Consider the following 25,905-nt stretch of genomic DNA (forward strand, 5'->3'; position numbering starts at 1 on the left):
AGCCCAATATCGTGTTTGTATTTCCACTATTCTCATACATGCGTACAGATAAAAAAAAAGCTGATTTGAACAAATATAGGCACTTTTAAACAAAATATACATTCCTACTAAAGGCAATCATCAAAATAACTTTAACTATCTTTTATAAAAAACATACACGCCAAAATGGATAAAACCGACAAAAAACAGTCTTTCTTAAGCCACCTTGAAGAGCTAAGGTGGTTATTTATAAGATGTTTCACAGGAATAGTTATCTGTTCGATCCTTGCCTTTATATTTAGCGACTTTATTTTCGACCAGATTATATTCGCACCGAAAAACACAGATTTTCCTACTTACACCATCTACAGAAATCTGGCTGAAACTTTAAGTATGGATACGACTTTGTTTGCTACGGAGTTCAATTTCGAACTTCAGAACAGAAAGATGGAAGGCCAGCTGTCCGTATTGATATGGACCTGCTTCAGTTTTGGCGTTATGGCAGCCTTTCCGCTAATTATGTTCGAATTCTGGAAATATATAAGCCCTGCTCTTTATAAAAATGAGAAGAAATACGGACTGCTTTTTTTATCATCTGCCAGCCTTCTTTTTTTTATCGGTGTACCTTTCGGATACTATGTCATCGTTCCTTTATCAATCAATTTCTTTAGTGGTTTCAGTATAAGCGATGTCATAGAGAACCAGATAGACGTAAATTCCTACATCTCATTGGTGCGTACTACCCTTTTAGCTTCCGGTGTAGTTTTTAACCTTCCGGTGATTATTTATTTCCTTTACCGCACAGGTCTGATTTCAACTGCTTTTTTAAAAGAATACAGACGGTATGCCTATGTGATTATACTTATTGCATCAGCCGTAATAACGCCGCCTGACATTTTAAGTCAGGTGCTTCTCTTAATACCTATGACTATACTTTATGAAGCCAGCATTTATCTGACAGGTACCTTTCGCTTAAAAACAGTATAAAACCGCTATACCAAATATTGAAACTTTAAAGATTAAGATCAACAAAGTAAATTTTCCGGTGTTATTTTACTAACATATCGCTAAACATTATATTTGCAAAAAAAATCATGAGATCAACAATAGAAATAAACAGCTACATAGAACCGTTGAAGAGCAGCCTGGCAAGACATACACTTTATGAAAAGATAAAAACCCTAGAAGACCTTCAGGTTTTTCTGCAAGTACATGTTTATGCCGTTTGGGATTTTATGTCGCTTTTAAAGGCGCTGCAATCAAAACTTACCTGTACAACAAGCCCTTGGTTTGCTTCACCTAACCCTGAAGTACGTTATCTTATAAATGAGATAGTGCTTGCGGAAGAATCGGACTTAACCCATGACGGTAAACGTTTAAGCCATTTTGAGATGTATGTGGAAGCCATGAAAAAGAGCAATGCCAGTACAGAAACGCTTGAAAAGTTTCTTGATACTGTAAAAGCAACAGACATATTCAGTGCGATAAAGTCAAGTGAACTGCACCCAAACATCAAGGAATTTCTCACATTTACCTTTGAAGTGATAGCAAACGGGAAATCACATGAAATTGCTTCAGCATTTACTTTTGGTCGTGAAGACCTTATCCCCGGAATGTTCACCGAGATGCTTAAAGAATTCAAAGCAACTTTTCAAGAAGCCGATTTAAGTGAGTTGGTGTATTATTTTGAACGTCATATCGAACTGGATGCCGATGAGCACGGTCCCATGGCTTTTGAAATGATTAGTATTTTATGCGGAGAAGATCCTGTAAAATGGGCAGAAACAGCAAAAACTGCCAAAGAATCGCTGGAAAAGAGAATAAAGCTGTGGGATGCCATCGAAGAAATGATTCAGCAACAATAAATCTTACTGGTTTTAAAACATTTAAATTTAAGTAAGTATTCTACAAGCTCAATTATATAATAACAAAAACCCGTGAATACGGGTTTTTGTTATTTATGCAAAAAGAGATACACTTAAAATTTAAAACCAAAACTAAAAAAAGTGGAATTCGGATTCTATTTTATCTGCCGCTTTCTCAGGCATATCATGCAAGCTGCAGAGCTGTCTGAAAATTAACGCAACCTGTGTAACTTCCTTTATAATTCCGTTGGCATCTTTTACACTGAACTGATCCGCAATTAAAAGCAGATCTTCTTTTGTAATTCCAGTCCGTTTTTTATTAACAGACAAAGCCCTTGTAACCCTGGTATAGTTCAGCAGGGCATCCAAAGGATATGTTAGATCGTACGCGGGTGCCAGATACCATCTGTCCTCCTGCTTATTATACATAAAAGAAAAATTCTTTAAATGGTCATCTGTATTTGCAAACACTAAATTAAAAACCATTCTTCTAAATAGCTGCCTAATATCTTTATGTGGAACCCGCAAGTCATTTGCCAGTAGGAAAAGATTCTCGTAAGAAGAATGCTCAGGTACGGTAAAGTCCCAACCAGTCATTCCTGAGGCGGTTAACACATGAATCTTTTCCCCCTGCTGCCTATCGAACCGTAACGTAGCAAAATGCTTATCTTCGATAAGTTTGGAAGGCATGATATCAATACCTGCAGCTACTGCCATTTTATAATAAATATATTCTACCTTTTCTTTTGAATACGTTTGATTTTCCTCAATACACAGCTTTATCAGGTAATGATTATACTCATTGGAAGTCACCAGATCACCGGGTATAAGATTGGCTGTTAACTTATGTTCTGAAATTAAAACTTTGGGTCTTGCCCCACCTGCAGACGTACCTATCTTAAAAATATTTAGCAAAGCGATATCTGTTAATCCTTTCTCTTCAACTGAAGTTTTCAAATCTAATACCTTTCGTACCACTTCGGTAATTTCACCGATGTTTATCCCTGAGCTCGAGTCCATTTCTTTTGCAGGAGCAAACTCCAAGGCGCCCATTGCTCTTTTCCCTACGTAGGTAAGCTGCTCTAAGGGTGATATACTTTTCAAGTCTTTACGGGCAGATTCCAACCATTCCCTAAATACGATATTCCCAAAATAATCAGGAAGCGAATCGGCAATCATGGGAGGCAGTCCTCTAAATGTTTCTCCTTCAAACTCTGAAAAAACCTGTACAATTGAAGTCCTTTTGATAATATAGGGAAAAAGTCTCTTGTAAATATTCAAAGCGAGAAATTCCGGGTTGTATTGAAAAGAAGCTTTTCTCCTGTTTTCATCATACCCGATCTTTGCAATTTCCACTCCTTGGAAATACAGTTCTATTACTTGATTTTCCGCCATAATTAATAAAGTGATTTATTTTCGTCCAGATTTCCGATTTCAGATAATATAAACCTATTCAATGATTTCATCTGATCAAAGTGCTGTATAACTTTCAACAGTGTTTCCAACGTTGCATTTTCACCGTTCTCCAAATTTGTAATGGTATATCTGGAAAGATCAAGTGCATCAGCTAATTCCTGCTGAGTTAACTTTTCAGATTTACGCATGCTCCTGCACCATTTTCCAATGGTAGTCTTCACCTCTTTTATCGTTATAAAATCCAACATAAAATGTTTGTTATAATAAACAAATATACAAAATATCAACAATAAGTGCAATATAATAAACATTTATAAAATAATAGAGATATGAAGAGCTATTAAAAATCAGAAAAGTACTTTGTAAAACAAGGAAAAGTTTATTTTTGCACCTTCACTAAATAAAAAATATCATGCAAGAACTAATCGGAAAAATCAACGCTGAAATGGCAGCGTTTAACGAAGATGCACAATTACAATCAGAAAAAGCAAACAAAGCAGCAGGAACAAGAGCCCGTAAATCAACTTTGAACCTTGAAAAACTTTTAAAAGAATTCCGTAAGATATCTTTAGAAGAATCAAAAAAATAATAAAAGCTCCCAATGGGAGCTTTTATTAATATAGGATCAACAGGAGACACAATTGCAAACTGACTTATGATTGTAAAATCATTTTTTCAACCTTTTCCTTCAGTAACTGAAATCCTCCAGGTTTGACTTTTCTTAAAATCTTCGTTCTTAAAAGATCTTCGAATTCAGATCGATGTACAGATGTACCTACTAAAAGGTTAACAATTGAATTATTTTTAATATGAAAAATGCTGACACATTATCAAACTTTATTAATATTTAAATAGCTAAAATGACCTGGTGTACGGCAACCATGCCACTGCTCTTTTAAATTGTAAATGAGAAAAGTGATTATAAGCAGTAATAATTAAACAAAAAAATATAATTAAAAAAAAACGTTTCTTGTAAAAGGAAAAATATATTCTTTGAAAATTTATTTTCCAACTACCTTTTTGCAACACATTGGCGATGTATCTGTCCCCAATTGGCAAGGGTTGCAATTACCGGTTTTACAGATTCGCCATATTCGGTAAGTTCATAACTTACCATCACGGGTTGTGATTTACCCACGGTACGTTTAACCAAAAAATTGACTTCCATTTCCTTTAATTCCCTGCTGAGCATTTTACCTGATATACCCTCAACTTCCCTTAGAATATCCGAATATCGTTTTGCACCAAACAATAAACAGGCTACAATTGAAATTTTCCATTTTCCGCCCAATACATACATTGCGTCATGCACGGCCCTTATAGAGTGTCTGCACTCTTCTGAAGAATGCGGTATTACTGTTTTTGTGGTTACCTGCATGTTACTATTACTTTTTGTTTGTTAGTGACAAAAGTATACAAATATTTTGCAACTTTGACAAAAATTAAAAAGATATGCAATTAATAGAAAACCTTAAGTGGAGGTATTCCACAAAAAAATTCAGTGACAAAAAAATTAGTGGAGAATTGATTGACCAGATTATAGAAGCCACCAGGCTTTCTGCATCTTCTGCGGGGTTACAACCTTTTCGCCTTATTGCAATAGAAAATGAGGAACTTAAGAAGCAACTTGGAGAAGGATCTTTTAATTCGCAAATTGCAGAGTCATCGCACTTATTGGTTTTTGCTGCATTTGATGGAATTACATTAAACCATATTGAAGAATACATTGAGCAGATTGCCCATGTAAGAGGAATTAAAACAGAAAATCTGTCGGAATTTAAAGTAGCTTTAGTAAATAATATACTGCAAAGAGAAAGACATGAAAATTTTGTATGGGCATCGAGACAGGCTTATATTGCATTGGGAACCGCATTAATTGCTGCTGCGGAACTTAAAATAGATGCTACCCCAATGGAAGGTTTTGATGGCGAAAAGTTTGACACACTACTTAACTTAAAAGAAAGAGGACTTAAAACTGTTGTTATATTGGCGCTTGGCTATAGAGACACGGAAAAAGATGTGTTTGCAGGATTTACCAAAGTAAGACTTGACAAACAAAAGTTTGTTACCTGTATAGAGTAAAACCTATCTACGTTTGAAATTATGAATGATACCAACAAAGTTATTGACTTATGAGAATATCGAGTTATTTTAATGCTATGGCTGCGCATTGACAGCAGTTAAAATTCCATCGTAATTAGACCGTTCCTTCCGCAAATGAATGTAGTATTACAGTATTGTTTTTATTTTATGGGAATGAAAAATTGGTACTAAATGAACAATTTAACCGCTGACCCGATAAATTGGGACTCTATTGTAATTTGCAGCAGGGATATTTTATTTTGAAATATTGATTTTTCGTTATCCAATAAGACACCTTCCATTAATAAAATGCTTAAAAATATCAATTAATACATTTGGGATTACAATCTAGTCTTTACTATTTATACTTATGGTTTGAGCTATTTAAATATTAAAGACGAACAATGTTCGTCTTTAATATAATGGATTTACTTTATTTAGAGCTTAAATAGAGACGTTTTGCAATTATAGCAACATTTTAAATATACCGCTTACATATTTGGCCTTAAAATCATTCCGCCGTCGATCAGGATTTCAGTTCCTTTCACAAAATTAGCCGCATCATTATCAGATAAATAAACAACAGCTTTAGCAAAATCTTCTACAGATCCCATTTTCTTCAACGGAATTTTATTAATCATCTAATCATTCAAACGTTCCAATACTTTTTCATCCAATCCGGGTTTGGTAAGTAATTCAGTTTTGATTGGTGCGGGGCTTACAATATTCACACGGAGTTTTTGCAATAAAATTTAAAGCTGCGTACTTTGCTGATAAACCGAGCGGTTTGGTTTCTTATTTTTTTTATCTAAAAAAAACTAAGACGACGTAAATGAATAAATCCAGAAGTGCTGAACACATTTAAATTTTGGTAACTATATACAATAATACACAAAAATCAAAATAACTTAATATGTCATTAAGAATTAGGAAAAACGGAGCTATTGTTTGTGGTGCTATGAGTTTACCTCAGGAAGATGATACTTATTTAGATGATAATATTCATTATTATTTGTCAGTTTTAACTGAGGCAATAGTACCTTTTATTTTATAAAAACAGCTGCTACAAGCCAATGATACCGGTATTTAGATAAAATTAAGACTTGTACGATGTAGCGGCACAACTATTGGAATGTTATCATTAGTTTTGAAGAAAAGAATTTTACACACTCATTGCTTTGGTAGGTTAATGAGTGTGTTTTTTATTCCGTTTATAAAATTACCTATTGAGTAAAAATAATCTGCAAGTAGTGTGACTGTAAAAATAAACACCCAGCTTATAGAAAAGCCGGGTGTTCAGTGAGATATTATTTAAACCTGTACTTGCATGTACAAATTTATTTTTCCTACGATTTTTAAAATCTTTAAGTTTTCTTCGCTATGACTGCGAAATCTTTTAAAATCTTCATTCAATTTTTGTAGCAAACCCTCCCTTATCAGCATTAAATCTGTTTCGGTAAACATTGTTTGTATAATTTTTTATAAATATACGTATTTTAATTTGAATTATCTTACGTTTTTTAACTTAATGTCTTGATTTTGTATAACAATTTTTGATATTCCTATTGAAACAACAGTCACTATCTTACATTTTACCATAAAGCAACAAGCGTTTGAAAGAATAAATCGCAGGAAATTTTGAGAATGTTTTTTCTATTCTTTTTTTGTATTCACCAATGAAAATTTCGGATTGTTCTTCTAATAGTCTTTCCATATACGGAATCAGTGCAGAACCAGAAATAAAATCAAATAATTTCTCAGCATCATCTGCAATGATCGGATATACTTTTTGAATAATCTGAATATCCTTTAGACCACCATCAAACATAATTTGCGCATATTCGTCAATGCTCAGCATCGTCGGTTCTCTTTTCCAACCGTTGAGGAACTCACTGTATAGTTTTTCCTGAACGAGTTCAAGAAGTATTATATTGAGAACATTGTGAGCCTGCATGGGCATTTGAATTGCAAATTGTCCGTTTTCAGTAAGATGTGAAATTAAATTTGGAAATAACTCCTCATGATTGTCTGACCATTGAAGCGCCGCATTGCTAAAAATAAGATCGAATTTTTGATTGTACTGAATAAATTCTTCTACAGAAGCCAATTTGAAATCCAGTTTTTCAGTTTTAAATTGTTTACTTTTCGCAAGCATTTCCGCAGAAGAATCAATCCCGATAAAATTCGCATTATCAAACTTTTGTGAAAGAATATGGGTTTGTTCGCCTGTTCCGCAGCCTATATCAATTGCAGTTTTAATATTTTGTGGAGAAATAAATTCAGTCAAATCAAAAAACGGTTGGTAGCGGATGTTTTTAAACTGGTTGTATGTTTCAGGGTTCCAAGGCATGGTATACGATTTTAGGATTAGACGATCTTACTGTACAATATACAAATTTCAACTCAGTCCAAATATAATATGGTGTTTGATTCTATTTATTGGTCAATTATTTTTTAATTTAAAAGCAACTTGAATTATTAATGTTTTTATATTAAATCAGCAGATAGAGATGAATCGTTCAGTGATTCCATACCCAATTAAAAAATTCATATCGTTTAGTTAATAGTACATTTTATTTTTAATGATACTAATCTCCATGTTTTCTACTTGTCTGCCCGTTTGTCAAGCAAGGGGTGACAGCAAACTGCTATTTTTAGTTTGGATGTATTGGTTCTCGACTGGGCTAGAACTGACGTGGGGTTGTTTATATGTGTGATGTTAGGTGTTAGGTGTTAGGTGCGGGATGCCAGATGTTATGTGCCTTGTCAAGCAAGGGTTGACAGCAAACTGCTATTTTTAGTTTGGATGTATTGGTTCTCGACTATCGCTCGAACTGACGTGGATTTGGAGTTGTTGAGCTGTTTGATTTTTATATCTTGGAGATTCCGGAACAAGTCCGGAACAAGTCCGGAATGACAGTAAATAGTTAAGAAAATGGGCAGTTCGACAGGATCACTTACCGCAGAGTTCTCGACTGGGCTAGAACTGACGTGGGGTTGTTTATATGTGTGATGTTAGGTGTTGGGTGCCTGGTGCTAGGTGCGGGATGCCAGATGTTATGTGCCTTGTCAAGCAAGGGGTGACAGCAAACTGCTATTTTTAGTTTGGATGTATTGGTTCTCGACTATGGCTCGAACTGACGGGGTTGTTGAGCTGTTTGGTTTTTATATGTTGGAGATTCCGGAACAAGTCCGGAATGACAGTACATAGTTAAGAAAATGGGCAGTTCGACAGGATCACTTACCGCAGAGTTCTCGACTGGGCTAGAACTGACGTGGATTAGGAGTGTTAGAAATATTTGGCTTCGAGATCTCCATTGTTAGTAATCGATACCTTTCTGTTTTTCTCTTCTTTTACGCCCAGGCTTTATTTAACAGCTTGGAAGTCGTGACGCGAACCAAGCTACTTAAAGCTTAAATACCGCTTTTGATTCGTGTGGAATGAGTCATTGTGTTTTTTGATTTTAAGTGGAATTAGTAAAGAGGGAATTAAAAAAAGTGATTATGAATACTTAGTTTTGAGAATTAAGATTGAAAAAAGAATGCTATACAGCTTTGAAATCAAAAGTAAATTTTTGTGATGCTAAAATAAATTCTCCATTAATATTAGAGTGCGAGAGAAACTTCACACAGCCTACCCTAAATTAATGTTATATTTGCGAAAACATTTAAAATGAACAGAAAATTTATTATTCCGATTATCGGTATAGTTTTTTAATCTGGTTTTTAGCAACTTTGGCTTTCCGCATTGCCGGACAATATTTTTTATCACAGAGTCGCCAACTATACTTACTATCTATACTTACTATCTATACTTACTATCTATACTTACTATCTATACTTACTATCTATACTTACTATCTATACTTACTATCTATACTTACTATCTATACTTACTATCTATACTTACTATTCTTTATTTAACTTTAATTCCTGTATTGGCAGCAATTTCGGTTTTCACTTTCAAAAAATTCAAACTATCAGGACTGTACGTCTTCAAAGTAAATTAGACACTTAAGTGTAAAAACTAACTAGTAGTTTTTTAGAATTACATTAGTTTAAATAATGGTTATGGCGAAGTAATTACCTGCCAGAACCAGCATTACCAAACAAGCTAATATTATAAATGTATGGATAAGATAGGCAACCAGGCTTTTTAGAACCACCCATGATAATTTAACATGACTGAAGAACTGGCTGTTTGTCCACAAAATAAGCATAAAATCGAGCGTTATTAATATATAGTTCACCACCGAAATAAATCCCGGATGTGCTGAAAGCATATAAAATACCGGAAGAAACAAAATGTGGACTACCAGTCGCTGACTACTTTTAAAAGCTTCAAAGATAATGAGTTCAGAAAAGTTAAGCCAATTAACCTTAAATGCGGTTTTTGTTGCAAACGTGAAGACCGGTATTGTAAAAAGAACGTACCACGAATAATACTTCATTACCCGTTCCATATGATGTATGGATTCGCTGTTTGTAGTACTTATTATTTTAACATCTGCCAAATGGTAGATTAATGCATATACGGTTGCCAGTATTATGGAAAGTGACAAAGGACGAAAATGCCCTACCCTTTTACCTGCAATGTAATTGCGTATTTCTTCACCAGGTTTTTGAAACAGCCTTTTTAAAGAGTAACTGATACCTTTATCGTAATGCAGAATACCGTGCTCTACATCTTCCATAAGAAATGACCAATCGATTCGATGCGTTTTGGCCGACTGACCGCAGGTATTACAGTAATTGCCGGTAAAAAGGCTGTTACAGTTTTTACATATTTTTTCCATAAATGCTTTATTCCCGGGTTAGCTAACTTGAAAAGAAGATGTGCTTTTACATCTAGACCTTTTATTTACTGTACAACTACACTTTCTTTTATGTCAAAAGTACAGTTAGGATCTACTAAAGATACAGAAGCTATAACGGTGTATGATCCCGCCTTAGCATAAGTATGCGAAGTTGAAGTTCCTGTAACAGTTTCTGTTATTCCGTCACCATAGTTCCACTTAATTGTATTCTTTAAAGTATGCGTAGTACTGCTGTACGTAACGTTAAGGTTCACCGTTTTTGAATTTTCATTTGAAATTTCATGGTGCACATTTGCAAAGAGTGATTGCCCGAAACAATCTGCAACATGCTCTGACTCATCTTTACTACATGCGGTAATAAATAGAATCACTATAGAAAAAAAGCCAATTATTCTCATAATTATATATAGTTAGGGTATTTTTAACTGCTTCTATTCAGTAATCTTTTTGTATTCAAAACTTCCCAATTGAGGATATGTCATAATACGTTTTTCTGCAGTAAAATAATCAATCTGAAACTTTACTGGAATCAGTGCATTTTTAATTACCAGTTCTTTATTGTCTTTAGAAAGACTCCATTTTCCGTGATGTAGTTCGTCTCCGATCTTGCTGTCAAATTTTCCGTCTTCCATAAAGATCTGATATACCTGATCAGTCTTAAAATAGTCTTTAATATCTTTTTCTTTGTTGTTGTGAGTCCATTTGACCAACTGCCATTTACCGACAAGTTCTTTTGAAGTTTGGGCAGTTACCGTGCCTGCTGTTAGAAACAACGTCATAAATAATAATACTATTGTTTTCATAATATTTAGTTTTTAATTTATATTAAATATACAAATTATTATCAAAAATTGAGATATAACTTAAAAAGTTAATTTAAAATTTAAGTAAAGTTACAAATTATACAAATTTAACATTTATATAAAAATAAATTAACACATTATATTATGGGTGATAGTTTTATGCAAACATTTTGCTATTAGGAACCTGATTCAGGATTTTAAGAAAATGACCAAAGCAAAAATAATTTTTACCAGAAACCCAGTTATTAAGGTTAACTCACTAATAAAATAGTCTCTCTAGAAAGATACGAGCAATCTTAAAAAGTGAGTATATTCGTTAATAGTTAAGTTGTGCGATATTATGAATAACATTACGCTAAAAGAATTAATCAAAAAAATAAGATCAAATGAATTCGTATATTATAAAATTATTATTCACTATCTCAATTGTAAGTATATTAATGTCATGTAAAACAAACAAAATATTAACTGATACAAGTAAAACTTTAAATGATGCTGATATATATGTTGTAGGATACGAATATAATGATAGTAAGTTTGAATCTTCAATAGAAGAGATTGCAGACGAAGTAGGCATGAAACACGTAGCTAAACTATGGAAAAATGGAGAAGACATTGACTTAGAAAGCAATGAACTATATTCAGATGCAAAATCTGTAGTTGTAAACAACAATGATGTTTATATTGTAGGATCTGTTATACTTGATAATGAATATGTTGCAACTATTTGGAAAAATGGAAAAATACAAAAATTGACAAACGGTAAAACTGCTGCTCATACCAGTTCTTTGTTTATAGACAATAACAACGTTTATATTCTTGGTGCCCAATATAATACAAAAAATTATGCTATTAAGCTATGGAAAAATGGTGTTTATACTGATGTAACAAATGGTGAAAACCCAACGAATGATGCTTCGATTTTTGTATATAAAGGAGATGAATATATATGTGGACACGAACAAAGTGGAAATAAAAACAAACATTACAGAAATAACAGTGTAGCAAAAATCTGGAAAAACGGAAAACCACAAAATCTTAGCAATGGATTAAATGATTCTTATGCGCTTTCTTTATTTGTTGATAATGGTACCACTAATGTTGTAGGATATGAAATAGAAAATGATAAATATATAGCGAAATTATGGAAAAACGGAAAATCTCAGAATTTGTCTGATGCTTAAACAATTCCTTTGCAAGATCAATATATATTTGGAACAACAATACATATATTATTGGCAGTGAGAATATCAACGGTATTGAAGTGGCGAGATTATGGGTTAACGGAAAAGTACAATCTATTACAGATGGGAAACACCACGCTGTTGCGAATTCGGTTTTTGTAAAAAACAATACTATTTACATAGCAGGATATGAAAAAAATGACAATGATAGAGATGTGGCTAAATTATGGATAAACGGGGTGGCTAAAAACCTAACTGATGGTACAAAAAACGGATATGCACATTCTATTTTTGTTGAAATTAAAAAATAAAAAACGAAGCGTGTGCTACTAGTCTTGTTTTAAAATATGCATAGGAAGAACCAGGTGGCACAGTACAAACTTGAAATTGAAAACAAAAAAAACAGAATACCGCCATTTTAAAGAAAGCTACATAACCGAAACTATAAAAGAAATAGGTCTTAAAAGAACATTAAAGCAGACCTACTGCTGTTTTGACTATTGATCGAAACCTTACCAACAAACGACATTCGATCTGCTTTATAAAGAAACTGATCTATTGGATTACGTGGTTAAAGATCATTCGTTCTGCTTAAAAACACATTAAAATTGTGAATATCTATTTAAAAAACACCCTTTACTTCATCACTTTTAAACCTATCTTTGCCATCCTAAAAAAATAAAGAAATGAGTGCAACATGGTATGAATGTAAAGTAAAATATAGAAAGTTAGATGAAACCGGAAAACAGAAAGTAGTTACAGAACCCTATTTAGTTGATGCTTTATCTTATACAGAAGCTGAAAAGAGAATTAACGAAGAGATGAAAGCTTTTATTAGCGAAGAATTTAAAATTACCAACATTACTATGGCGAATTATGCAGAAATTCATCCATTTGAAAATGCAGATCGTTGGTTTAAATCTAAAATTTCGTTGTTGGCTTATGATGAAGAAAGCGGTAAAGAACGAAAAACTAATTTTTATTTGCTGATACAAGCCAATGACGTAAAAGAAGCCTTTGATAATACCATAATTATCATGAAAAACACAATGGGTGACTTTACCATTCCTACTATATCAGAATCGGCGATTGCAGATGTTTTTCCTTATTTTAGTGGAGAAGAAGGTGATGCAGAAAAATTAGAACAATTCAATAACTTAAAAAATGCCAATTTAGAAAACGATCAATGGAAAGAAAATAAAGATGCCGCATTGATTGATGCGTTAGAGGTTTAGAAAATAGATTATTTTGATACTTCTGAATCCTTAATAAAAAAGTTAAAATGATAATTTAAACCTGCTCTGTATCGATTTAAGAGCAGGTTTTAAAACTGAAAATAAAAAAATTTCTTTTTCTAATTACATAACTTCAATCACCAACTGACTATAAAATTACTTTTACGATTTAATAATAAACACAAAAAGTCAGTTACCAACCATTTTATTCTTTAACAGTAGCTTTTCCGGTAACGTTAAAAAATGTATAGTATAGGTTTATATATACCCCATTTGGAGCTGTACGAAGCATAGAGCTGTATATCTCTCGCCGGTAAGCCAAATCTATTCTTGCCTGACTGTTAAAAATAAATTGTACGGCGGGAGTTATATCCAAGAAAGATTTACCGTTTTCGTTTATGGTCTGACCAGCAAACTCCAACATTAAATTTATGTTTGTCTCCTTGAAATTTTTATATTTCTTTGGATAAACCAACCTACCGAACGAAAGAGTATAATTGGTAGCATTATTACCAAAAGAAACAGGGAAATCATGATCAGGATGATTATCTAAAGCTTGTTCATAACTGAGCGATGAACTGATTGCTAATTTTTTGATAAGCTTAGTTGCAATTATCCCGGCTTCATATCCTGTATTATGCCCTAATATTTCTATTTGTTCCTGATGTATGTCAGCTCTGTTAAAACTATACCTTCCATATGCAGCTATTCTGAAATGGCTATTTAAATCGTCTGTTGAATAAAAGCGGTATTTAGCCATAAAGCTCCCTCCTTCTAAGTACAGTTGGTTGCTTCTATTACTAACAAATGCAGAAGTACGAACCATTAAATTTTTATCTAAACCGTACGTTATTTCGGGCATTAAGTGATAATTGTATCCCGAGACAAACTGCTCTTTAAACATAGACTGCATTAAATTGACCGCAAGTGATTTTGCAGGAACATTGCTAGCAGGATCTGTAATAACAAATAGCTCCTGGGCATTTAACCTTTGCAAAAACAACACTAAAAAAACAAAGACTATTTTCTTCATCAGTTTAATACTTTTACATGAAAGTCAGTCTCGTTTTCCTTTGAATACGATGCTATTTCTTTATAATTTTTTACTGCTTTTTTATATTCCTTATCGGTTAGGTATCCTTTATCTAGAACTTTAAATTTTGTAGCCTTCTGGCTTTTAGCTTTACCATCGATTATAATATAATTGTTTTGCTTAATGATATCTGTTGTTGTTACAATAAAACTTCCGACAAAAAAACCTGCTTTCTCAACTTTTTCTTTAAAAACTCTAGGAGTTAACTCGTTACCTTGTTTAAGGGCAACAGTAAAGGTATTTGTATTGAGATCAGTGTCAATTTTTTCTACTCCCGGAATTGTTTCCAGCTGTTTATAAATTGCATTGGAACACATTGAGCATGTAAGACCCGTAGCCTGTAACTCGATTTTTGACATTTGCGCTTTGCTTATCACAGTGCACAATAAAAAAAATGCGGTAAATAAGCCTTTTAGATTAGCGATTTTAATATTTTGATTCATATTCTTATATTTTTTATCAGACAGACAGCAAGGTTATAAACTGACATACAAGTTATATATCTTCATACCCAAGTGATGTCTATTAATGTAGATTAATTTAATTATAATTTAATACCCCTAAGATTCAGACTGCAACCTTCTGTTGTACTGGCAGCAAGCTGGTAATTTTGCGTACACGTCATCAGGTGCGTAATATTTATCGTTATCATACCCAGCCGACGCTATACGTTTTAAAATTTCTTCTTTACTGGTTTTCTGTTCGTCAAAAGTAAGGATGGCTGTTTTAGTATCTTTGTTCCAAACTACATTGGCAACATTCTCTACATTGCCCGCTTTTTCTATGGTTGTTTTACACATTCCGCAATTACCGTTAATATTAACGGTTTCTTTTTTGGTATTTTTAATTTGTGCAAAAGTGTTTGTTGCTGATAGTATTAAAGAAACTACCAGCATTATTTTTACTATTGATTTCATTTTGGTAAATTTTAATTAATGATATAATTAATAGAGTCGACAAAAGCTAAATTAGCTTTCGACCAGACATAATTATGGCTGTTAAATAAAAGTTTAGCCTATTTTTGGTGGTTGCCAAATAGAAAAATACCCCGAAGAATAGTAAGTATTTTTAAAGTCGAAATTTTGCTTTTCTGTATCTGCAAAATGGTCTTTTGTAATAAAATAACTACGGACAGGCACGCCAAAAAGGGATAACGATGTACCCGTTCCACATTTACAAGAACTGTCACTGCACTTACCATTGCAGTCACTTAAAGATTTGTCTTTTTTGCATTTTTTTGTTTTGCAACAAGATTTTTTCTCCGTTTTTACAGATGTTTTTTGCAAACAACATTTCTTTTCAATACCTGTTGCTTTTTTAGCACAAGCATAAGTATTGTTTGGTATTACGATAAATACCAAACACAATAAAATTGTAAAACCGATATGTTTAATCAAATTTTTCAATAAAACGAAGTTATAAAATTTTTCTTTCTGTATGACGGTTTTATATTTTATTTAATATTAACTCTAATAGAAATATCTTGTTTCGAGATCTCTATTCCAGTAACAGTTAGATTTCGTTTTTTTTTCTTTTACGTTCACGCATTATTTCGCAGCTTCAAAGCAGTGACTCGATCGCAAAGTCTGAACGAAGTTAATCTTACGGTTTGAAAGATCAAAAAGAAACAAAAGTCTCTTTTTAATTTTTACTGTTCGGGTTTTCCACCACCGCCGAACTGACGGGGGCGTTGCAGTTGTAGAAATATCTGGCTTTGAGATCTCCTTGTTATTGATAGATATATTTCGGTTTCTCTGTACTTTTACACAAAAAGTATCAACTACGAGCCTAACTGAATAGATCTGATTACTACACAAGATAAAAGCGAAGTAATCATGATAACTAAAACAAAATAGTTACGCTTGAATAAAAGTCTTTTTGTTGCGGCGATCTTTTAATCGGTCGAAAATCACTTTTAAAGCTACCAAACCGCAGTTCGGCAGGCTATTAGATTCAGAAAGTACAAAGTTCACGTTTTGCGTTTGGATAGAAATTTGTATTTTAGTTAAAGTTTCGGTTTAAAAGTGTCAACATCGCAAATTCTCGAAAAGTTAGCCGTCATTTCAACCAACAATACTCAACATCAAACTATGGAAAACAAAAAAAACAACATTGAGAGGATTAGCAACCGTTAGTTTTTTTGCCGACAATTTGCAGGAAGCAAAAAAATGGTATACCGAATTCCTAGGAATCGATCGGTATTACATTTTTCCCGATAAGGAAAATCCCGCTTATATCGAGTTTCGTATTGGAGATTTTGAACACGAGTTGGGTATTATTGACAAGAAATACCAGCCTAAGTTGGCTTCTGATAAAATAGGTGGTGCCGTTGTGTTTTGGCATGTGGACGATATAAAAAAAACATTTGAAAAGTTAGTAAAAATGGGCGCCACGGAATACGAAAAAATAACCGAAAGAGAAGACGGATTTATCACCTCTTCAGTTGTTGACCCCTTTGGCAACATTTTGGGTATTATGTACAATCCACACTATTTAGAGATTTTAAAATCTATGAACCGATGAGAACAGTAGCTCAAAAAATGGGTATCAAGGAAAAAACATCTGCCTATTTTGAAAACGCTCCCAAAGAAGCCGTTGAAGACATGCATCTACCTGAAATCAATATATCAAAAACCTTAAAAGGCGAATTTGATTACATTCACTTTTTTGCCAAAACACAGGCAGAACAGACAAAGATTTTTCCGAAACTAAAAGAGCATCTAAAGCTAGATGGAATGCTTTGGATATCATGGCCCAAAGGTGGACAGTTGGGCACCGACCTCACTTTACCGAAAGTTATTCAGATAGGTTACGAATTCGGTTTGGTAGAAAGTACCTGTTTAAGCGTTAATGACACTTGGTCGGCATCAAAATTTACACATCCGAAGAAAGGAAAAATATATAACAACAGCCACGCTAAATTAAAATCGAGAACAACGAATCGTTAACATGAACTGTGTAAAAGCAGAACTTATTGAGTACTTTTATAATTACATTAGTTTTAAATAACGGCAATGCAGAAGTAATTATCTGCCAAAACCACTATTACAAACAATATTATTAATGAATAATTAAAAAAATGAAAAGTTATTCTTTTAATGTGGTTATAGAAATAATTGGAATTAATCCTTATGTTCAAATACCAGATATCATTCTTACAGAGATTTTCATTCAAGCTGGTAAAGATAAAGGGCATATCCCAATTAAAGGAACAGTAAATGGATTACCTTACTTACAAACTTTAGTCAAATACAAGGGCATTTGGCGACTTTACATAAATTTAACTATGCTTAAAGATTCGCCAAAACGCATTGGAGAAACCATTGAAGTCACCATTGAATATGATCCGTCGGACAGGACAATAAAGCCACATCCTAAATTCATTGAAGCGCTAAACAATAATGAAATAGCAAAGTCAAAATTTGATAGTTTATCTCCTTCTGCAAAAAAAGAAATGGTGCGTTACATTACCTTATTAAAAACAGAGGAAAGTAGAGACCGAATAATTGAGAGAGCAATTAATTATCTGTTGGGAAAAAGTACCTTTATTGGAAAAAAAATGCTTAAATAAAGCGTATATCAAAAACCTCATTAAAAATTAATCTTAGAAAAAATTAGTTCATGTACTTGCATAAATTTGTAGAATTAGCAAAAGAATTTTTGATGTATAAAGGTTACAAAGTTGTTGGTACGGTTAATAATACTGTTGAATAAAACAGAAATAAATGCTTTGACCACTTCCCTATTCAACTGTCTCTAAAAATAAAAGTAGTACCAAAGTTAAGTTTGTTTTATCAATAAATAACATATTAAAAATCCTTTTATACTAAACGTCTACAACATTTTATAATTAAATTAAACCAACTTTTATTAAAAATTTTTTGTTCAAAACAAAATTACTATTACATTTGTACTATACAATTTGTATAATACATATTATTTAGTATGAAAAATGAATTAAAATTGACCGAACTTTTATCTTCTTGGGAAGACACATACAAAAAAGGACAATTAACCTTGTGGATTTTCCTTTCATTACAAGAAGGCACAAAGTATGTAGATGAAATAAAAGATTTTGTAGAGACCAAATCAAACGGAACCATTACCTGTGAAGAGCAAAGCTTGTACCGTGCATTAAGGAAGTACGAACTAATTGAAGTATTAAAACACGAACTTCGCAAAGGAAACAAAGGACCTGACAGAAAATACTATTATCTGACCGATTTGGGATCAGAACTTTTTAAAAAGTTCGTTGACAGAAACATCAATCTGTTTTATTCTGAAGAAATTAAAAAACTTTTAAAACCATAAATTATGAAAACGATCATACCCTACTTATTAAAGTTTGCTGTAGCAGCTACTTTTTTAACCATAGTATTCAGATATTTTTTAAGCTATGGTATAGATAACAAATCTGCAACTATCATTGCACTATCTGCAGTGTTTTATGGAACTGCTATGTTTATAAGCGGATGGTATTTTGGAAGAAAAGACGGAGAATACCTGCCCATTTACGATGTTGGTTTTAGATTTCATGCCACAACCTACCTTGTACACAACCTTATTTCTGTTTTGTGGTTCACTTTTAGCTTTAATTCTAACTATGAAAAATTGCAGATAATATACAGCACAGCATTAATCTGGGGAATACTGTTAATTCTACATTTGATCTTTTATTTGCGTGCAAGAAAAAAATCGATCAATAACCTGTATAAGGAAGACCTTTTTGATTAAATAATAAGTAAACAGACGTTACCAGCAATATCATATTGAAATGCAAAAGCAAGAAAGGATATCAATTTTAGAACTCAGTCAACAGTAATCGGGCTAATTAAATGTCAAAATATTTAACTAGCGTAGCAGTCTATCATTACAAATAAAGCTAAATTTGCTGCACCGGGAAAATTTTAGAAGATTTATAAATGAGCAAACAATATCAGATAACGAAGAGCTTTAACCATTTTGAATGGATCGACATCTGTAAACCGGATAAAGAGGAGCTGAAAAAAATAGCTGAAGCATATCAGTTGGATTATTTCCAGATCAAAGACAGTCTGCAGCCGGGTCACCTACCTAAAATAGAGATCCATGACCGATATACTTTTATTGTACTAAGGGCTTTCACTGCAAATTTTAAGACCGGAGCAAGCACCGTTCCCGAGCTTTCTAACAAAATTGCCTTTTTCTTTAATAAAGAAAAGTTGATCACTATTCATTCAACTGCGTTTGCATTCTTAAACATTCAGGATAAATCTTTCACTTCGGTAGAAGAGCTATTACTCCATATCATTTTTAAAATGGTTAATTCTTATGAGCAGCCTTTCGAAGAACTGGATACAAAAATAAGTGAACTTGAAAAAGTAATATTTTTAAAAGACTATACAAAAGTTTCTATTGAAAACCTTTACTTTTTGAAAGCGCAGGCACGCATTACAAAAAAACTGTTACAGATTTTTCAGAATGTAGTAAACCAGATTCAGGTAAAAGATGAGCAGAGAACAGCACAACAAAATATAAAAGACCATCTTTTAAGCTTGATACTTAGTTACGATGAAGTTCTGGAAGATGCCAATAACCTGCTAAATTCGTATCACAGTGTAAATGCGCAGAAGAACAATGATGTTATGAAGCTACTTACCGTTTTCTCGGCCTTTTTTCTGCCGTTAACGTTTATTGCAGGGATTTATGGTATGAATTTCGATTATATGCCAGAGCTTGAATGGCATTTGGGCTATTTTGCCACACTTACCGTAATGCTTGTAATTGCAATTATAATATTTCTTTGGTTCAAGCGAAAAAAGATTTTATAGGATGGTAAAATTGATGATTTGCATGTTTTAAAAACCGTTACAAAGTGAAAAATATGATTAGTTATTTTCTGACTTCAATCGCCTTAAAATAACATCACGTAAACGCTCTTCATTTGCATCGCCCCACATTCCCAACGCAGCAATTACAGGAATTACCGTTTTACCAAATTCCGTCAAACTGTACTCTACTTTTGGTGGCACAACCGCATAAATCTTTTTAGTAATCAATTCGTGGTCTTCCAATTCTTTCAATTGAATATTTAAGACACGTCTTGTTGCATCGGGAATTTTTCGTTGTAACTCACTGGGGCGCTGATGTCCTTGATCGATAAACCACAACAAACGGATTTTCCATTTGCCGTACAGCACTTCCCCTATTAAATCTAAACCACAATTCAGATTTGGTAAAATCTTTCTTTCATACATAAGACAAATGTAAACCTATGTTCCAAATTGTGCAATAGGGGAAAAATTTATCCCTATCTGAATCGTAATTCCGTACTTGTCCAAACTGTTTTTATACCTCAATTTTGCCCTATAAATAATTCTTAAAAATGGAACAATTTAATTTCAACAATGAATTATCGGGCAAAATTGCTTTGGTAACAGGCGGAACGAAAGGAGCCGGAAAAGCAATAGCAGAAAGACTTTTACAGGCTGGCGCAACCGTCATCATCACGGCAAGAAACGCACCCGAAACAGAAAACGGCAACCTGCATTTTATTACTGCTGATTTAAGTCAGGCAACAGATGCACAAAAAGTAATCAGTGAAGTACTTACAACTTATGGCGGACTGGATATTTTGGTGAACAACCTTGGTTCTTCAACCACTCCTGCCGGTGGCTTTGCTGCATTATCGGATGAAGATTGGGAATTGACCTTACAAGCAAATTTGCTTGCTCCTGTTCGATTGGACAGAGGATTTTTACCACAAATGATTGAACGAAAAAGTGGTGTTATCATTCACATCGCTTCCATTCAGGGTAAATTACCGTTGTATGATTCTACTTTGCCTTATGCGGCATCAAAAGCTGCTTTGATCAACTACAGTAAAAGCTTATCGAACGAAGTAACACCAAAAGGAGTTCGTGTGCTCACTGTTTCTCCGGGATGGATCAATACCTCGGCATCGAAAGCATGGCTGGGTGAAATTGCAAGAAACGCGAACAGTACGGTAGAAGAAGCACAACAAGGTGTAATGGATGCTTTGGGCGGAATTCCTTTTGGCAGACCTGCCGAACCAGAAGAAGTTGCTGAATTGGTTGGTTTTCTTGTTTCACCAAGAGCCAGTTATTTAACAGGAACTGAATTTATAATCGATGGCGGAACCGTGCCAACAATTTAATAATATTAAAAACTTAAAAAATGAACTTACCTAAAGTAATTGCAAAATTAACAGAAGCGCAAAACAATTTTGACAGTGTTGCTTATGCAGCATGTTTTACAGAAACTGCCGTTGTTTTTGACGAAGGCAAAACACACAATGGGAGAAAAGAAATAGAAAACTGGATTGACAAAGCCAATAGAGAATATCAGGCTACAATGAAGCCGTTATACTATAACGAAACCGAAAATATCTTATCAGCAGAAACTTCAGGCAATTTTCCGGGAAGCCCAATTGTATTGAATTACCATTTACAGATAATTGACGAATTGATACAATCATTGAAGATTACAGGATAAATTGAAATGGCTATCTTAGCCATTTCTTTTTGCTTAAGAAAAGAAGTTTTAAAATCACCACAAACAATAAAATCAGATCTAAGAGTGTCTTATTGTACAGCTATTGTAAATATGCAATCCGAAGAAAAAAAGGCTTTGCACAAAAACTATCACGACAACCACTATGGTTTCCCAATCCACGATGAAAACGAGTTATTTGGAAGATTAATTTTAGAGATCAATCAGGCCGGATTGAGTTGGGAAACGATTTTGAAGAAAGAGCAATCGTTTAGAAATGCTTACAGCAATTTCAATATCGAAAAAGTTGCAGCATATTCCGAAGCAGACAGAGAAAGGCTGTTGGCTGATGCAGGAATTATTCGCAACAAACTAAAAGTAAATGCCGCAATAGAAAACGCAAAAGCAATTCTTCTTTTGCAGAAAGAGTTTGGTTCTTTTGAAAAATGGTTAGCACATCATCATCCAAAAACCAAAGAAGAATGGGTTAAATTATTCAAGAAAACATTCCGCTTTACAGGAGGCGAAATTGTTAACGAGTTTTTAATGAGCATTGGTTACCTTCGCGGTGCCCATGATGATGATTGCCCTGTTTTTAAGGAAATTTTAGAACAAAAACCAATGTGGACGAAATGATCATTAGAAGAAAAGAAAGATAGCATTACAAAATTAGTACATCTTAATAGCAAACAACAATAAGAGCATTTTTGCATGCTCTTAAATCTTAATAATACTCTATTTACAAAATATCAGTCCCTCCTGCTCTTTTCAACTCTTTTTGGAGAAGAAGGGAATATGATATTTTTTATTTATTCTGATTCTACTTTTGCTGCTGCTGGCAATGCCTTTTAAAAAAACATATCACTAATTAAAATTAAATCATTTAATAACGATCTATTTTGTTTTCGTAGGACGAACTTCTACTTTACTTGGCAAAACATTTGGGTTCATTTTTAATAAGTCTACAATCATTTGTCCTAAATCTGAAGGCTGAATTTTCCATTCATCTGCTTCGTTAGGAATATGTTCGTTAAAGTGCGATGTTACAGAACCCGGCATAATGGTTGTGCACTTTATATCGTAATTACGCAAATCTAACATTGCAGCCTGTGTAAAACCAACTACACCAAATTTTGATGCATTGTAACCTGCCCCCTGTGCAAAAAAGTTTGTTCCTGCCAATGAGGCGATTGAAAAATAATATCCCTTGTTTTGTTTTAACTGTTCTACTGTTGCTTTAAGCGTATGGAAGGCTCCTGTTAAATTGGTATCTATCATGACATTCCAATCTTCCAAAGACATTTCGTCGACCGGTGCAAATTTTCCCAACCCTGCATTTGCAATAACAATATCCAACTTGCCGTAGGTAGCAATGATTTTTTCGACCGCTTTCATTTCATCGTCAAAATTTCTAACGTCTGATTTCAAAGCCAATATATTTTGATTTCCTAATTCCTCTTTAGCCTTTTCAACAGCATCGATATCTCTACCCGAAATTGCTACTTTAACTCCGTTTTCCAGCAATGCCTTTGCAATGCCAAAACCTATCCCTTTGGTTCCTCCGGTTATGTAAGCCACTTTGTTTTCTATATTCTGCATTTTTATCTATATGGTTTTAATTATATCAATATTTCATGTATTGTAAAGGTATCTAAATATTTACTATTAGTTCGTTAACCGGATATGTAAATAAAATAAGAAAGTTAAAAATATCAAAATTTTATATGCGCGCATACAAAATTAGTATCTTTGTACTTCATAAGTGTTTTTTTGGTTATTAAGAGGTTGTATGTTTTTTACTGCAACCTCTTTTTTTGTGATTATATTTCACCAAATAATTTGAGTGATTTATTTTCTAAACCGGAAAAAATACACAGCAACATATCTACGAAAAGCTCATGAGCAAAGCAAAAGAGAAACTTTTCTAGACGAAATTATCTATAAGTAAAATTGCTAATGAACTGGGATTTGAGCATTCACAGTCTTACGGTACTCTTTACAAATAGACAACGAGTATATCTCCATTGGAATTCTTGCAGTCTTTAATTGATTACAGCTAAAATCGTAGAAAATTGAATAAAAATATTTTATTTTAAGCACATATTGTTATCATAGTCAATTTTATATTTTTGTAAAATGAAAGAATTCAAAGACTTTAAATCTTATAATGAATACCTTGGTTTAAACAAACCTCTTGACAACGACATTGACGTTGGTTTTTACGACCCGCCAAATATGTTGTCGAAGTCGGAGCCAATTTCGGTGGATTTTTACAGAATTTCTATTAAAATAAATCTTGTCAATAAAACAACGCCAAATAGAGAACCGATTACTGCTGTGTTTTTCAACAGTCCTAATCTGGTTGTTCCTGCTGGTTGGGATGTGGAACCAACTTACAGCGGAATGTATCTGCAATTATCAAAGAAATTTATTGAAGAAAATCGTTATTTATTTAAAACGTATTTGGATTATGGACAACACGAAGCTTTGTATTTAACGAATGAAGAAGTGGATGAAATTGCTGCGGTTTTTAAACTGATGATGAAATATTACGAAAGCGAAAAACGAAATTTCAATGTTTTGTTGTCTTATGTAAATGTGTTGGTGTCGCTGGTAGAAGCGTATTATAAAAGACAATTTTCTACTGACCCAAAACAATACAATCACATCGTAACCGATTTTCAACAAAGCATTATCGATTATTACAATCAACCGGTTTCGCAACTTCCGAATGTGCAATATTTTGCAGATAAGTTAGGATTAACCGCAAATTATTTGGGCGATATTGTAAAACATTTTACACAGAAATCAGCTTTGGAAAATATTCACGATTATATGATTAAACGAGCCAAAGAATTATTGCTTGAAAATCAAAAAATGAACACAACCGAAGTGGCTTATGAATTGGGGTTTGAATACCCTAACTACTTTTCAAAATTTTTTAAAAAACAAGTGAATCTTACACCAAAAGAATTTAGATTGCAAGCGATGGGTAAGAATTGAAAACATGCGGAATTCGCAGCCCGACTTGAACGGAGCTCTTTTTGTGAGGAGGTACGACGAGCAAAAAAGCGGGAGTGGAAGGCGGATTAAGCTGCCCAAATAAAAATTATAAATACTCTTATTTCAGAACGTTTTTTTCGTAATCAGTAATTTGTTTCTTTTTTTGTAGTAATCTGTTTCCGTGGGTCGCAATGCAAGGATTTACCTTTGTCTTATCATTTTAAAATAAAAATATGAAAGCAAAAATCATAATCATAACATTGGTGGCAATAGTATTCGGAAGCAATTTATTTGGACAAACTAAACCTTCAAAAGAAAATTCTAAACAGAAAACGGTTTTATTAATCAACACTCATTTGACTTATCCAGGCTGGTCTGAAGGGAAATTGAATGCTTCATTTTATAAGGTCGCCAAAGACTTTTTCATTTCTAAAAATTACAAAATTTTGGAAACAAAAGTTGAAAATGGTTACAATCCAGATGAGGAAGTTGAAAAACATTTGCAAGCCGATATTGTCATTCTGCAAACGCCCGTGAATTGGGAAAATACGCCTTGGATTTACAAAAAATATGTAGATGAAGTTTTTAACAGTGCATTGAAAAGCAAAACATTCCTTTCCGGCGATGGTCGTTCAGAAGCCGAAGGTTCAAAACAATACGGAATGGGTGGAAAAATGCAGGGCAAAAAATTTATGATTTCTGCCACTTGGAATGCACCAAAAGAAAGTTTCAACAATCCTGAAAATCCACTTTGGAAAGGTAAGTCAGCCGATGATGCTTTGTTTAATATAGCTGCAAACTATTTATTCACGGGCTTTGAAGTGGTTCCCGGACATTATTGTTACGATGTGTATCACAACAAACACATCAAGGAAGATTTAGAAAATTATCCTGCCTATTTGCAGAAAGTGTTCAACATTAAATAAATTTATTCAAT

General features: G+C 33.4%; 33 protein-coding genes. 19 read left to right on the top strand and 14 right to left on the bottom strand.

Annotated features, from left to right (window positions below; genetic code table 11):
* Window positions 1-165: 165 nt before the first annotated feature.
* Window positions 166-966: a twin-arginine translocase subunit TatC gene (tatC, locus tag F0460_RS04595; RefSeq protein ID WP_150010738.1), complete on the top strand. Its 801-nt coding sequence runs from the start codon at window positions 166-168 to the stop codon at window positions 964-966.
* Window positions 967-1,073: 107 nt separating this feature from the next.
* A complete protein-coding gene (locus F0460_RS04600) occupies window positions 1,074-1,844 on the top strand; it encodes a DUF3050 domain-containing protein (protein WP_150010740.1) in 771 nt (256 codons plus the stop codon).
* A gap of 132 nt (window positions 1,845-1,976) precedes the next feature.
* Here the strand turns inward: F0460_RS04600 and F0460_RS04605 are convergent, their stop codons facing one another.
* Together F0460_RS04605 and F0460_RS04610 are read right to left on the bottom strand one after the other, a co-directional pair.
* Window positions 1,977-3,239, bottom strand: a complete 1,263-nt coding sequence (locus F0460_RS04605) for a type II toxin-antitoxin system HipA family toxin (protein WP_150010742.1) — start codon at window positions 3,237-3,239, stop codon at window positions 1,977-1,979.
* 2 nt (window positions 3,240-3,241) lie between these two features.
* Window positions 3,242-3,481, bottom strand: coding sequence for a helix-turn-helix transcriptional regulator (locus tag F0460_RS04610; RefSeq protein ID WP_223810764.1), 240 nt, complete (start codon window positions 3,479-3,481; stop codon window positions 3,242-3,244).
* Between the two features lie 191 nt (window positions 3,482-3,672).
* Between F0460_RS04610 and F0460_RS04615 the strand changes: the two genes are divergently transcribed.
* Window positions 3,673-3,849: a histone H1 gene (locus F0460_RS04615; protein WP_150010746.1), complete on the top strand. Its 177-nt coding sequence runs from the start codon at window positions 3,673-3,675 to the stop codon at window positions 3,847-3,849.
* Between the two features lie 423 nt (window positions 3,850-4,272).
* On the opposite strand, the gene F0460_RS04620 is transcribed toward F0460_RS04615, so the two are convergent.
* Window positions 4,273-4,638: a winged helix-turn-helix transcriptional regulator gene (locus F0460_RS04620; protein ID WP_150010748.1), complete on the bottom strand. Its 366-nt coding sequence runs from the start codon at window positions 4,636-4,638 to the stop codon at window positions 4,273-4,275.
* A 74-nt stretch (window positions 4,639-4,712) separates the two neighbouring features.
* Here F0460_RS04620 and F0460_RS04625 point away from each other — a divergent pair, with 74 nt between their 5' ends.
* Complete coding sequence (locus F0460_RS04625) at window positions 4,713-5,342, top strand: NAD(P)H-dependent oxidoreductase (protein ID WP_150010750.1); 630 nt, start codon at window positions 4,713-4,715, stop codon at window positions 5,340-5,342.
* Window positions 5,343-5,833: 491 nt separating this feature from the next.
* On the opposite strand, the gene F0460_RS04630 is transcribed toward F0460_RS04625, so the two are convergent.
* Window positions 5,834-5,983 (bottom strand): SDR family oxidoreductase, encoded by a 150-nt coding sequence (locus F0460_RS04630; protein WP_150010752.1) that lies wholly within the window; start codon window positions 5,981-5,983, stop codon window positions 5,834-5,836.
* Window positions 5,984-6,255: 272 nt separating this feature from the next.
* Here F0460_RS04630 and F0460_RS16135 point away from each other — a divergent pair, with 272 nt between their 5' ends.
* Window positions 6,256-6,396, top strand: a complete 141-nt coding sequence (locus F0460_RS16135; RefSeq protein WP_190304094.1) for a hypothetical protein — start codon at window positions 6,256-6,258, stop codon at window positions 6,394-6,396.
* A 531-nt stretch (window positions 6,397-6,927) separates the two neighbouring features.
* On the opposite strand, the gene F0460_RS04635 is transcribed toward F0460_RS16135, so the two are convergent.
* The 4 genes from F0460_RS04635 to F0460_RS04650 all read right to left on the bottom strand — a co-directional run bounded on the left by F0460_RS04635 (window position 6,928) and on the right by F0460_RS04650 (window position 10,962).
* Entirely contained in the window at window positions 6,928-7,692 is a 765-nt protein-coding gene (locus F0460_RS04635; protein ID WP_150010754.1) for a methyltransferase domain-containing protein, read from the bottom strand.
* Between the two features lie 1,708 nt (window positions 7,693-9,400).
* Window positions 9,401-10,138 (bottom strand): DUF3667 domain-containing protein, encoded by a 738-nt coding sequence (locus F0460_RS04640; RefSeq protein ID WP_150010756.1) that lies wholly within the window; start codon window positions 10,136-10,138, stop codon window positions 9,401-9,403.
* Between the two features lie 65 nt (window positions 10,139-10,203).
* Window positions 10,204-10,557, bottom strand: coding sequence for a PKD domain-containing protein (locus F0460_RS04645; protein WP_150010758.1), 354 nt, complete (start codon window positions 10,555-10,557; stop codon window positions 10,204-10,206).
* 33 nt (window positions 10,558-10,590) lie between these two features.
* Window positions 10,591-10,962 carry a DUF5004 domain-containing protein gene (locus F0460_RS04650; RefSeq protein ID WP_150010760.1) on the bottom strand — a complete coding sequence of 124 codons (372 nt, stop codon included), beginning with the start codon at window positions 10,960-10,962 and terminating at the stop codon, window positions 10,591-10,593.
* 386 nt (window positions 10,963-11,348) lie between these two features.
* On the opposite strand from F0460_RS04650, the gene F0460_RS04655 reads away from it, so the two are divergent.
* The 3 genes from F0460_RS04655 (at window position 11,349) to F0460_RS04665 (ending at window position 13,381) form a co-directional block, all read left to right on the top strand.
* Window positions 11,349-12,146 carry a hypothetical protein gene (locus F0460_RS04655; protein WP_150010762.1) on the top strand — a complete coding sequence of 266 codons (798 nt, stop codon included), beginning with the start codon at window positions 11,349-11,351 and terminating at the stop codon, window positions 12,144-12,146.
* A gap of 80 nt (window positions 12,147-12,226) precedes the next feature.
* Complete coding sequence (locus F0460_RS04660; RefSeq protein ID WP_150010764.1) at window positions 12,227-12,457, top strand: hypothetical protein; 231 nt, start codon at window positions 12,227-12,229, stop codon at window positions 12,455-12,457.
* Between the two features lie 375 nt (window positions 12,458-12,832).
* Window positions 12,833-13,381, top strand: coding sequence for a DUF4494 domain-containing protein (locus F0460_RS04665; RefSeq protein WP_150010766.1), 549 nt, complete (start codon window positions 12,833-12,835; stop codon window positions 13,379-13,381).
* A gap of 205 nt (window positions 13,382-13,586) precedes the next feature.
* Here F0460_RS04665 and F0460_RS04670 read toward each other — a convergent pair whose 3' ends face one another.
* The 4 genes from F0460_RS04670 to F0460_RS04685 all read right to left on the bottom strand — a co-directional run bounded on the left by F0460_RS04670 (window position 13,587) and on the right by F0460_RS04685 (window position 15,871).
* On the bottom strand, window positions 13,587-14,414 hold the full coding sequence (locus F0460_RS04670; RefSeq protein ID WP_150010768.1) for a hypothetical protein: 828 nt from the start codon (window positions 14,412-14,414) through the stop codon (window positions 13,587-13,589).
* Entirely contained in the window at window positions 14,414-14,917 is a 504-nt protein-coding gene (locus F0460_RS04675; protein WP_150010770.1) for a heavy-metal-associated domain-containing protein, read from the bottom strand. Before F0460_RS04675 ends, F0460_RS04670 begins: the two co-directional genes overlap by 1 nt.
* A 117-nt stretch (window positions 14,918-15,034) precedes the next feature.
* Window positions 15,035-15,391, bottom strand: coding sequence for a heavy-metal-associated domain-containing protein (locus tag F0460_RS04680; protein ID WP_150010772.1), 357 nt, complete (start codon window positions 15,389-15,391; stop codon window positions 15,035-15,037).
* Between the two features lie 93 nt (window positions 15,392-15,484).
* The gene (locus F0460_RS04685) at window positions 15,485-15,871 is read right to left on the bottom strand and encodes a hypothetical protein (RefSeq protein ID WP_150010774.1); all 387 of its coding nucleotides are present in this window, start codon (window positions 15,869-15,871) and stop codon (window positions 15,485-15,487) included.
* 715 nt (window positions 15,872-16,586) lie between these two features.
* Here F0460_RS04685 and F0460_RS04690 point away from each other — a divergent pair.
* The 6 genes from F0460_RS04690 to F0460_RS04715 all read left to right on the top strand — a co-directional run bounded on the left by F0460_RS04690 (window position 16,587) and on the right by F0460_RS04715 (window position 20,284).
* The gene (locus F0460_RS04690) at window positions 16,587-16,997 is read left to right on the top strand and encodes a VOC family protein (protein WP_223810765.1); all 411 of its coding nucleotides are present in this window, start codon (window positions 16,587-16,589) and stop codon (window positions 16,995-16,997) included.
* The gene (locus F0460_RS04695; protein ID WP_150010778.1) at window positions 16,994-17,422 is read left to right on the top strand and encodes a hypothetical protein; all 429 of its coding nucleotides are present in this window, start codon (window positions 16,994-16,996) and stop codon (window positions 17,420-17,422) included. The genes F0460_RS04690 and F0460_RS04695 overlap by 4 nt, the downstream gene beginning before the upstream one ends.
* 131 nt (window positions 17,423-17,553) lie before the next feature.
* Window positions 17,554-18,045 (top strand): YdeI/OmpD-associated family protein, encoded by a 492-nt coding sequence (locus F0460_RS04700; protein ID WP_150010780.1) that lies wholly within the window; start codon window positions 17,554-17,556, stop codon window positions 18,043-18,045.
* Window positions 18,046-18,419: 374 nt separating this feature from the next.
* Complete coding sequence (locus tag F0460_RS04705) at window positions 18,420-18,785, top strand: PadR family transcriptional regulator (RefSeq protein ID WP_150010782.1); 366 nt, start codon at window positions 18,420-18,422, stop codon at window positions 18,783-18,785.
* A 3-nt stretch (window positions 18,786-18,788) separates the two neighbouring features.
* Entirely contained in the window at window positions 18,789-19,208 is a 420-nt protein-coding gene (locus tag F0460_RS04710) for a hypothetical protein (RefSeq protein WP_150010784.1), read from the top strand.
* A 188-nt stretch (window positions 19,209-19,396) separates the two neighbouring features.
* The gene (locus F0460_RS04715; RefSeq protein ID WP_150010786.1) at window positions 19,397-20,284 is read left to right on the top strand and encodes a CorA family divalent cation transporter; all 888 of its coding nucleotides are present in this window, start codon (window positions 19,397-19,399) and stop codon (window positions 20,282-20,284) included.
* A gap of 57 nt (window positions 20,285-20,341) precedes the next feature.
* Here the strand turns inward: F0460_RS04715 and F0460_RS04720 are convergent, their stop codons facing one another.
* On the bottom strand, window positions 20,342-20,710 hold the full coding sequence (locus F0460_RS04720; RefSeq protein ID WP_150010788.1) for a winged helix-turn-helix transcriptional regulator: 369 nt from the start codon (window positions 20,708-20,710) through the stop codon (window positions 20,342-20,344).
* Window positions 20,711-20,838: 128 nt separating this feature from the next.
* On the opposite strand from F0460_RS04720, the gene F0460_RS04725 reads away from it, so the two are divergent.
* The 3 genes from F0460_RS04725 to F0460_RS04735 all read left to right on the top strand — a co-directional run bounded on the left by F0460_RS04725 (window position 20,839) and on the right by F0460_RS04735 (window position 22,601).
* Window positions 20,839-21,630 (top strand): SDR family oxidoreductase, encoded by a 792-nt coding sequence (locus tag F0460_RS04725; protein ID WP_150010790.1) that lies wholly within the window; start codon window positions 20,839-20,841, stop codon window positions 21,628-21,630.
* 20 nt (window positions 21,631-21,650) lie between these two features.
* Window positions 21,651-21,968, top strand: a complete 318-nt coding sequence (locus tag F0460_RS04730) for a nuclear transport factor 2 family protein (RefSeq protein ID WP_150010792.1) — start codon at window positions 21,651-21,653, stop codon at window positions 21,966-21,968.
* A 111-nt stretch (window positions 21,969-22,079) separates the two neighbouring features.
* The gene (locus tag F0460_RS04735) at window positions 22,080-22,601 is read left to right on the top strand and encodes a DNA-3-methyladenine glycosylase I (RefSeq protein WP_150010794.1); all 522 of its coding nucleotides are present in this window, start codon (window positions 22,080-22,082) and stop codon (window positions 22,599-22,601) included.
* Between the two features lie 258 nt (window positions 22,602-22,859).
* Here the strand turns inward: F0460_RS04735 and F0460_RS04740 are convergent, their stop codons facing one another.
* On the bottom strand, window positions 22,860-23,564 hold the full coding sequence (locus F0460_RS04740) for an SDR family oxidoreductase (RefSeq protein ID WP_150010796.1): 705 nt from the start codon (window positions 23,562-23,564) through the stop codon (window positions 22,860-22,862).
* 537 nt (window positions 23,565-24,101) lie between these two features.
* Between F0460_RS04740 and F0460_RS04750 the strand changes: the two genes are divergently transcribed.
* The gene (locus F0460_RS04750) at window positions 24,102-24,968 is read left to right on the top strand and encodes a helix-turn-helix domain-containing protein (RefSeq protein ID WP_150010798.1); all 867 of its coding nucleotides are present in this window, start codon (window positions 24,102-24,104) and stop codon (window positions 24,966-24,968) included.
* A 233-nt stretch (window positions 24,969-25,201) separates the two neighbouring features.
* The gene (locus tag F0460_RS04755; RefSeq protein ID WP_150010800.1) at window positions 25,202-25,894 is read left to right on the top strand and encodes an NAD(P)H-dependent oxidoreductase; all 693 of its coding nucleotides are present in this window, start codon (window positions 25,202-25,204) and stop codon (window positions 25,892-25,894) included.
* The last annotated feature ends 11 nt before the right edge of the window (window positions 25,895-25,905 follow it).

Source organism: Paenimyroides baculatum, from assembly GCF_008629655.1.
Classification (GTDB): Bacteria; Bacteroidota; Bacteroidia; order Flavobacteriales; family Flavobacteriaceae; genus Flavobacterium; species Flavobacterium baculatum.

Excerpts from the sequence above, each read along its gene's own strand:
- F0460_RS04670 (WP_150010768.1), bottom strand. The coding sequence starts at position 14,414 with ATGAAGAAAATAGTCTTTGTTTTTTTAGTGTTGTTTTTGCAAAGGTTA.
- F0460_RS04650 (WP_150010760.1), bottom strand. The coding sequence starts at position 10,962 with ATGAAAACAATAGTATTATTATTTATGACGTTGTTTCTAACAGCAGGC.
- F0460_RS04645 (WP_150010758.1), bottom strand. The coding sequence starts at position 10,557 with ATGAGAATAATTGGCTTTTTTTCTATAGTGATTCTATTTATTACCGCA.
- F0460_RS04755 (WP_150010800.1), top strand. The coding sequence starts at position 25,202 with ATGAAAGCAAAAATCATAATCATAACATTGGTGGCAATAGTATTCGGA.
- F0460_RS04720 (WP_150010788.1), bottom strand. The coding sequence starts at position 20,710 with ATGTATGAAAGAAAGATTTTACCAAATCTGAATTGTGGTTTAGATTTA.
- F0460_RS04655 (WP_150010762.1), top strand. The coding sequence starts at position 11,349 with ATGAATTCGTATATTATAAAATTATTATTCACTATCTCAATTGTAAGT.
- F0460_RS04630 (WP_150010752.1), bottom strand. The coding sequence starts at position 5,983 with ATGATTAATAAAATTCCGTTGAAGAAAATGGGATCTGTAGAAGATTTT.
- F0460_RS04605 (WP_150010742.1), bottom strand. The coding sequence starts at position 3,239 with ATGGCGGAAAATCAAGTAATAGAACTGTATTTCCAAGGAGTGGAAATT.
- F0460_RS04680 (WP_150010772.1), bottom strand. The coding sequence starts at position 15,391 with ATGAAATCAATAGTAAAAATAATGCTGGTAGTTTCTTTAATACTATCA.
- F0460_RS04750 (WP_150010798.1), top strand. The coding sequence starts at position 24,102 with ATGAAAGAATTCAAAGACTTTAAATCTTATAATGAATACCTTGGTTTA.
- F0460_RS04695 (WP_150010778.1), top strand. The coding sequence starts at position 16,994 with ATGAGAACAGTAGCTCAAAAAATGGGTATCAAGGAAAAAACATCTGCC.
- tatC (WP_150010738.1), top strand. The coding sequence starts at position 166 with ATGGATAAAACCGACAAAAAACAGTCTTTCTTAAGCCACCTTGAAGAG.
- F0460_RS04615 (WP_150010746.1), top strand. The coding sequence starts at position 3,673 with ATGCAAGAACTAATCGGAAAAATCAACGCTGAAATGGCAGCGTTTAAC.
- F0460_RS04710 (WP_150010784.1), top strand. The coding sequence starts at position 18,789 with ATGAAAACGATCATACCCTACTTATTAAAGTTTGCTGTAGCAGCTACT.
- F0460_RS04640 (WP_150010756.1), bottom strand. The coding sequence starts at position 10,138 with ATGGAAAAAATATGTAAAAACTGTAACAGCCTTTTTACCGGCAATTAC.
- F0460_RS04625 (WP_150010750.1), top strand. The coding sequence starts at position 4,713 with ATGCAATTAATAGAAAACCTTAAGTGGAGGTATTCCACAAAAAAATTC.
- F0460_RS16135 (WP_190304094.1), top strand. The coding sequence starts at position 6,256 with ATGTCATTAAGAATTAGGAAAAACGGAGCTATTGTTTGTGGTGCTATG.
- F0460_RS04700 (WP_150010780.1), top strand. The coding sequence starts at position 17,554 with ATGAAAAGTTATTCTTTTAATGTGGTTATAGAAATAATTGGAATTAAT.
- F0460_RS04730 (WP_150010792.1), top strand. The coding sequence starts at position 21,651 with ATGAACTTACCTAAAGTAATTGCAAAATTAACAGAAGCGCAAAACAAT.
- F0460_RS04735 (WP_150010794.1), top strand. The coding sequence starts at position 22,080 with ATGCAATCCGAAGAAAAAAAGGCTTTGCACAAAAACTATCACGACAAC.
- F0460_RS04665 (WP_150010766.1), top strand. The coding sequence starts at position 12,833 with ATGAGTGCAACATGGTATGAATGTAAAGTAAAATATAGAAAGTTAGAT.
- F0460_RS04635 (WP_150010754.1), bottom strand. The coding sequence starts at position 7,692 with ATGCCTTGGAACCCTGAAACATACAACCAGTTTAAAAACATCCGCTAC.
- F0460_RS04715 (WP_150010786.1), top strand. The coding sequence starts at position 19,397 with ATGAGCAAACAATATCAGATAACGAAGAGCTTTAACCATTTTGAATGG.
- F0460_RS04705 (WP_150010782.1), top strand. The coding sequence starts at position 18,420 with ATGAAAAATGAATTAAAATTGACCGAACTTTTATCTTCTTGGGAAGAC.
- F0460_RS04740 (WP_150010796.1), bottom strand. The coding sequence starts at position 23,564 with ATGCAGAATATAGAAAACAAAGTGGCTTACATAACCGGAGGAACCAAA.
- F0460_RS04600 (WP_150010740.1), top strand. The coding sequence starts at position 1,074 with ATGAGATCAACAATAGAAATAAACAGCTACATAGAACCGTTGAAGAGC.
- F0460_RS04675 (WP_150010770.1), bottom strand. The coding sequence starts at position 14,917 with ATGAATCAAAATATTAAAATCGCTAATCTAAAAGGCTTATTTACCGCA.
- F0460_RS04620 (WP_150010748.1), bottom strand. The coding sequence starts at position 4,638 with ATGCAGGTAACCACAAAAACAGTAATACCGCATTCTTCAGAAGAGTGC.
- F0460_RS04725 (WP_150010790.1), top strand. The coding sequence starts at position 20,839 with ATGGAACAATTTAATTTCAACAATGAATTATCGGGCAAAATTGCTTTG.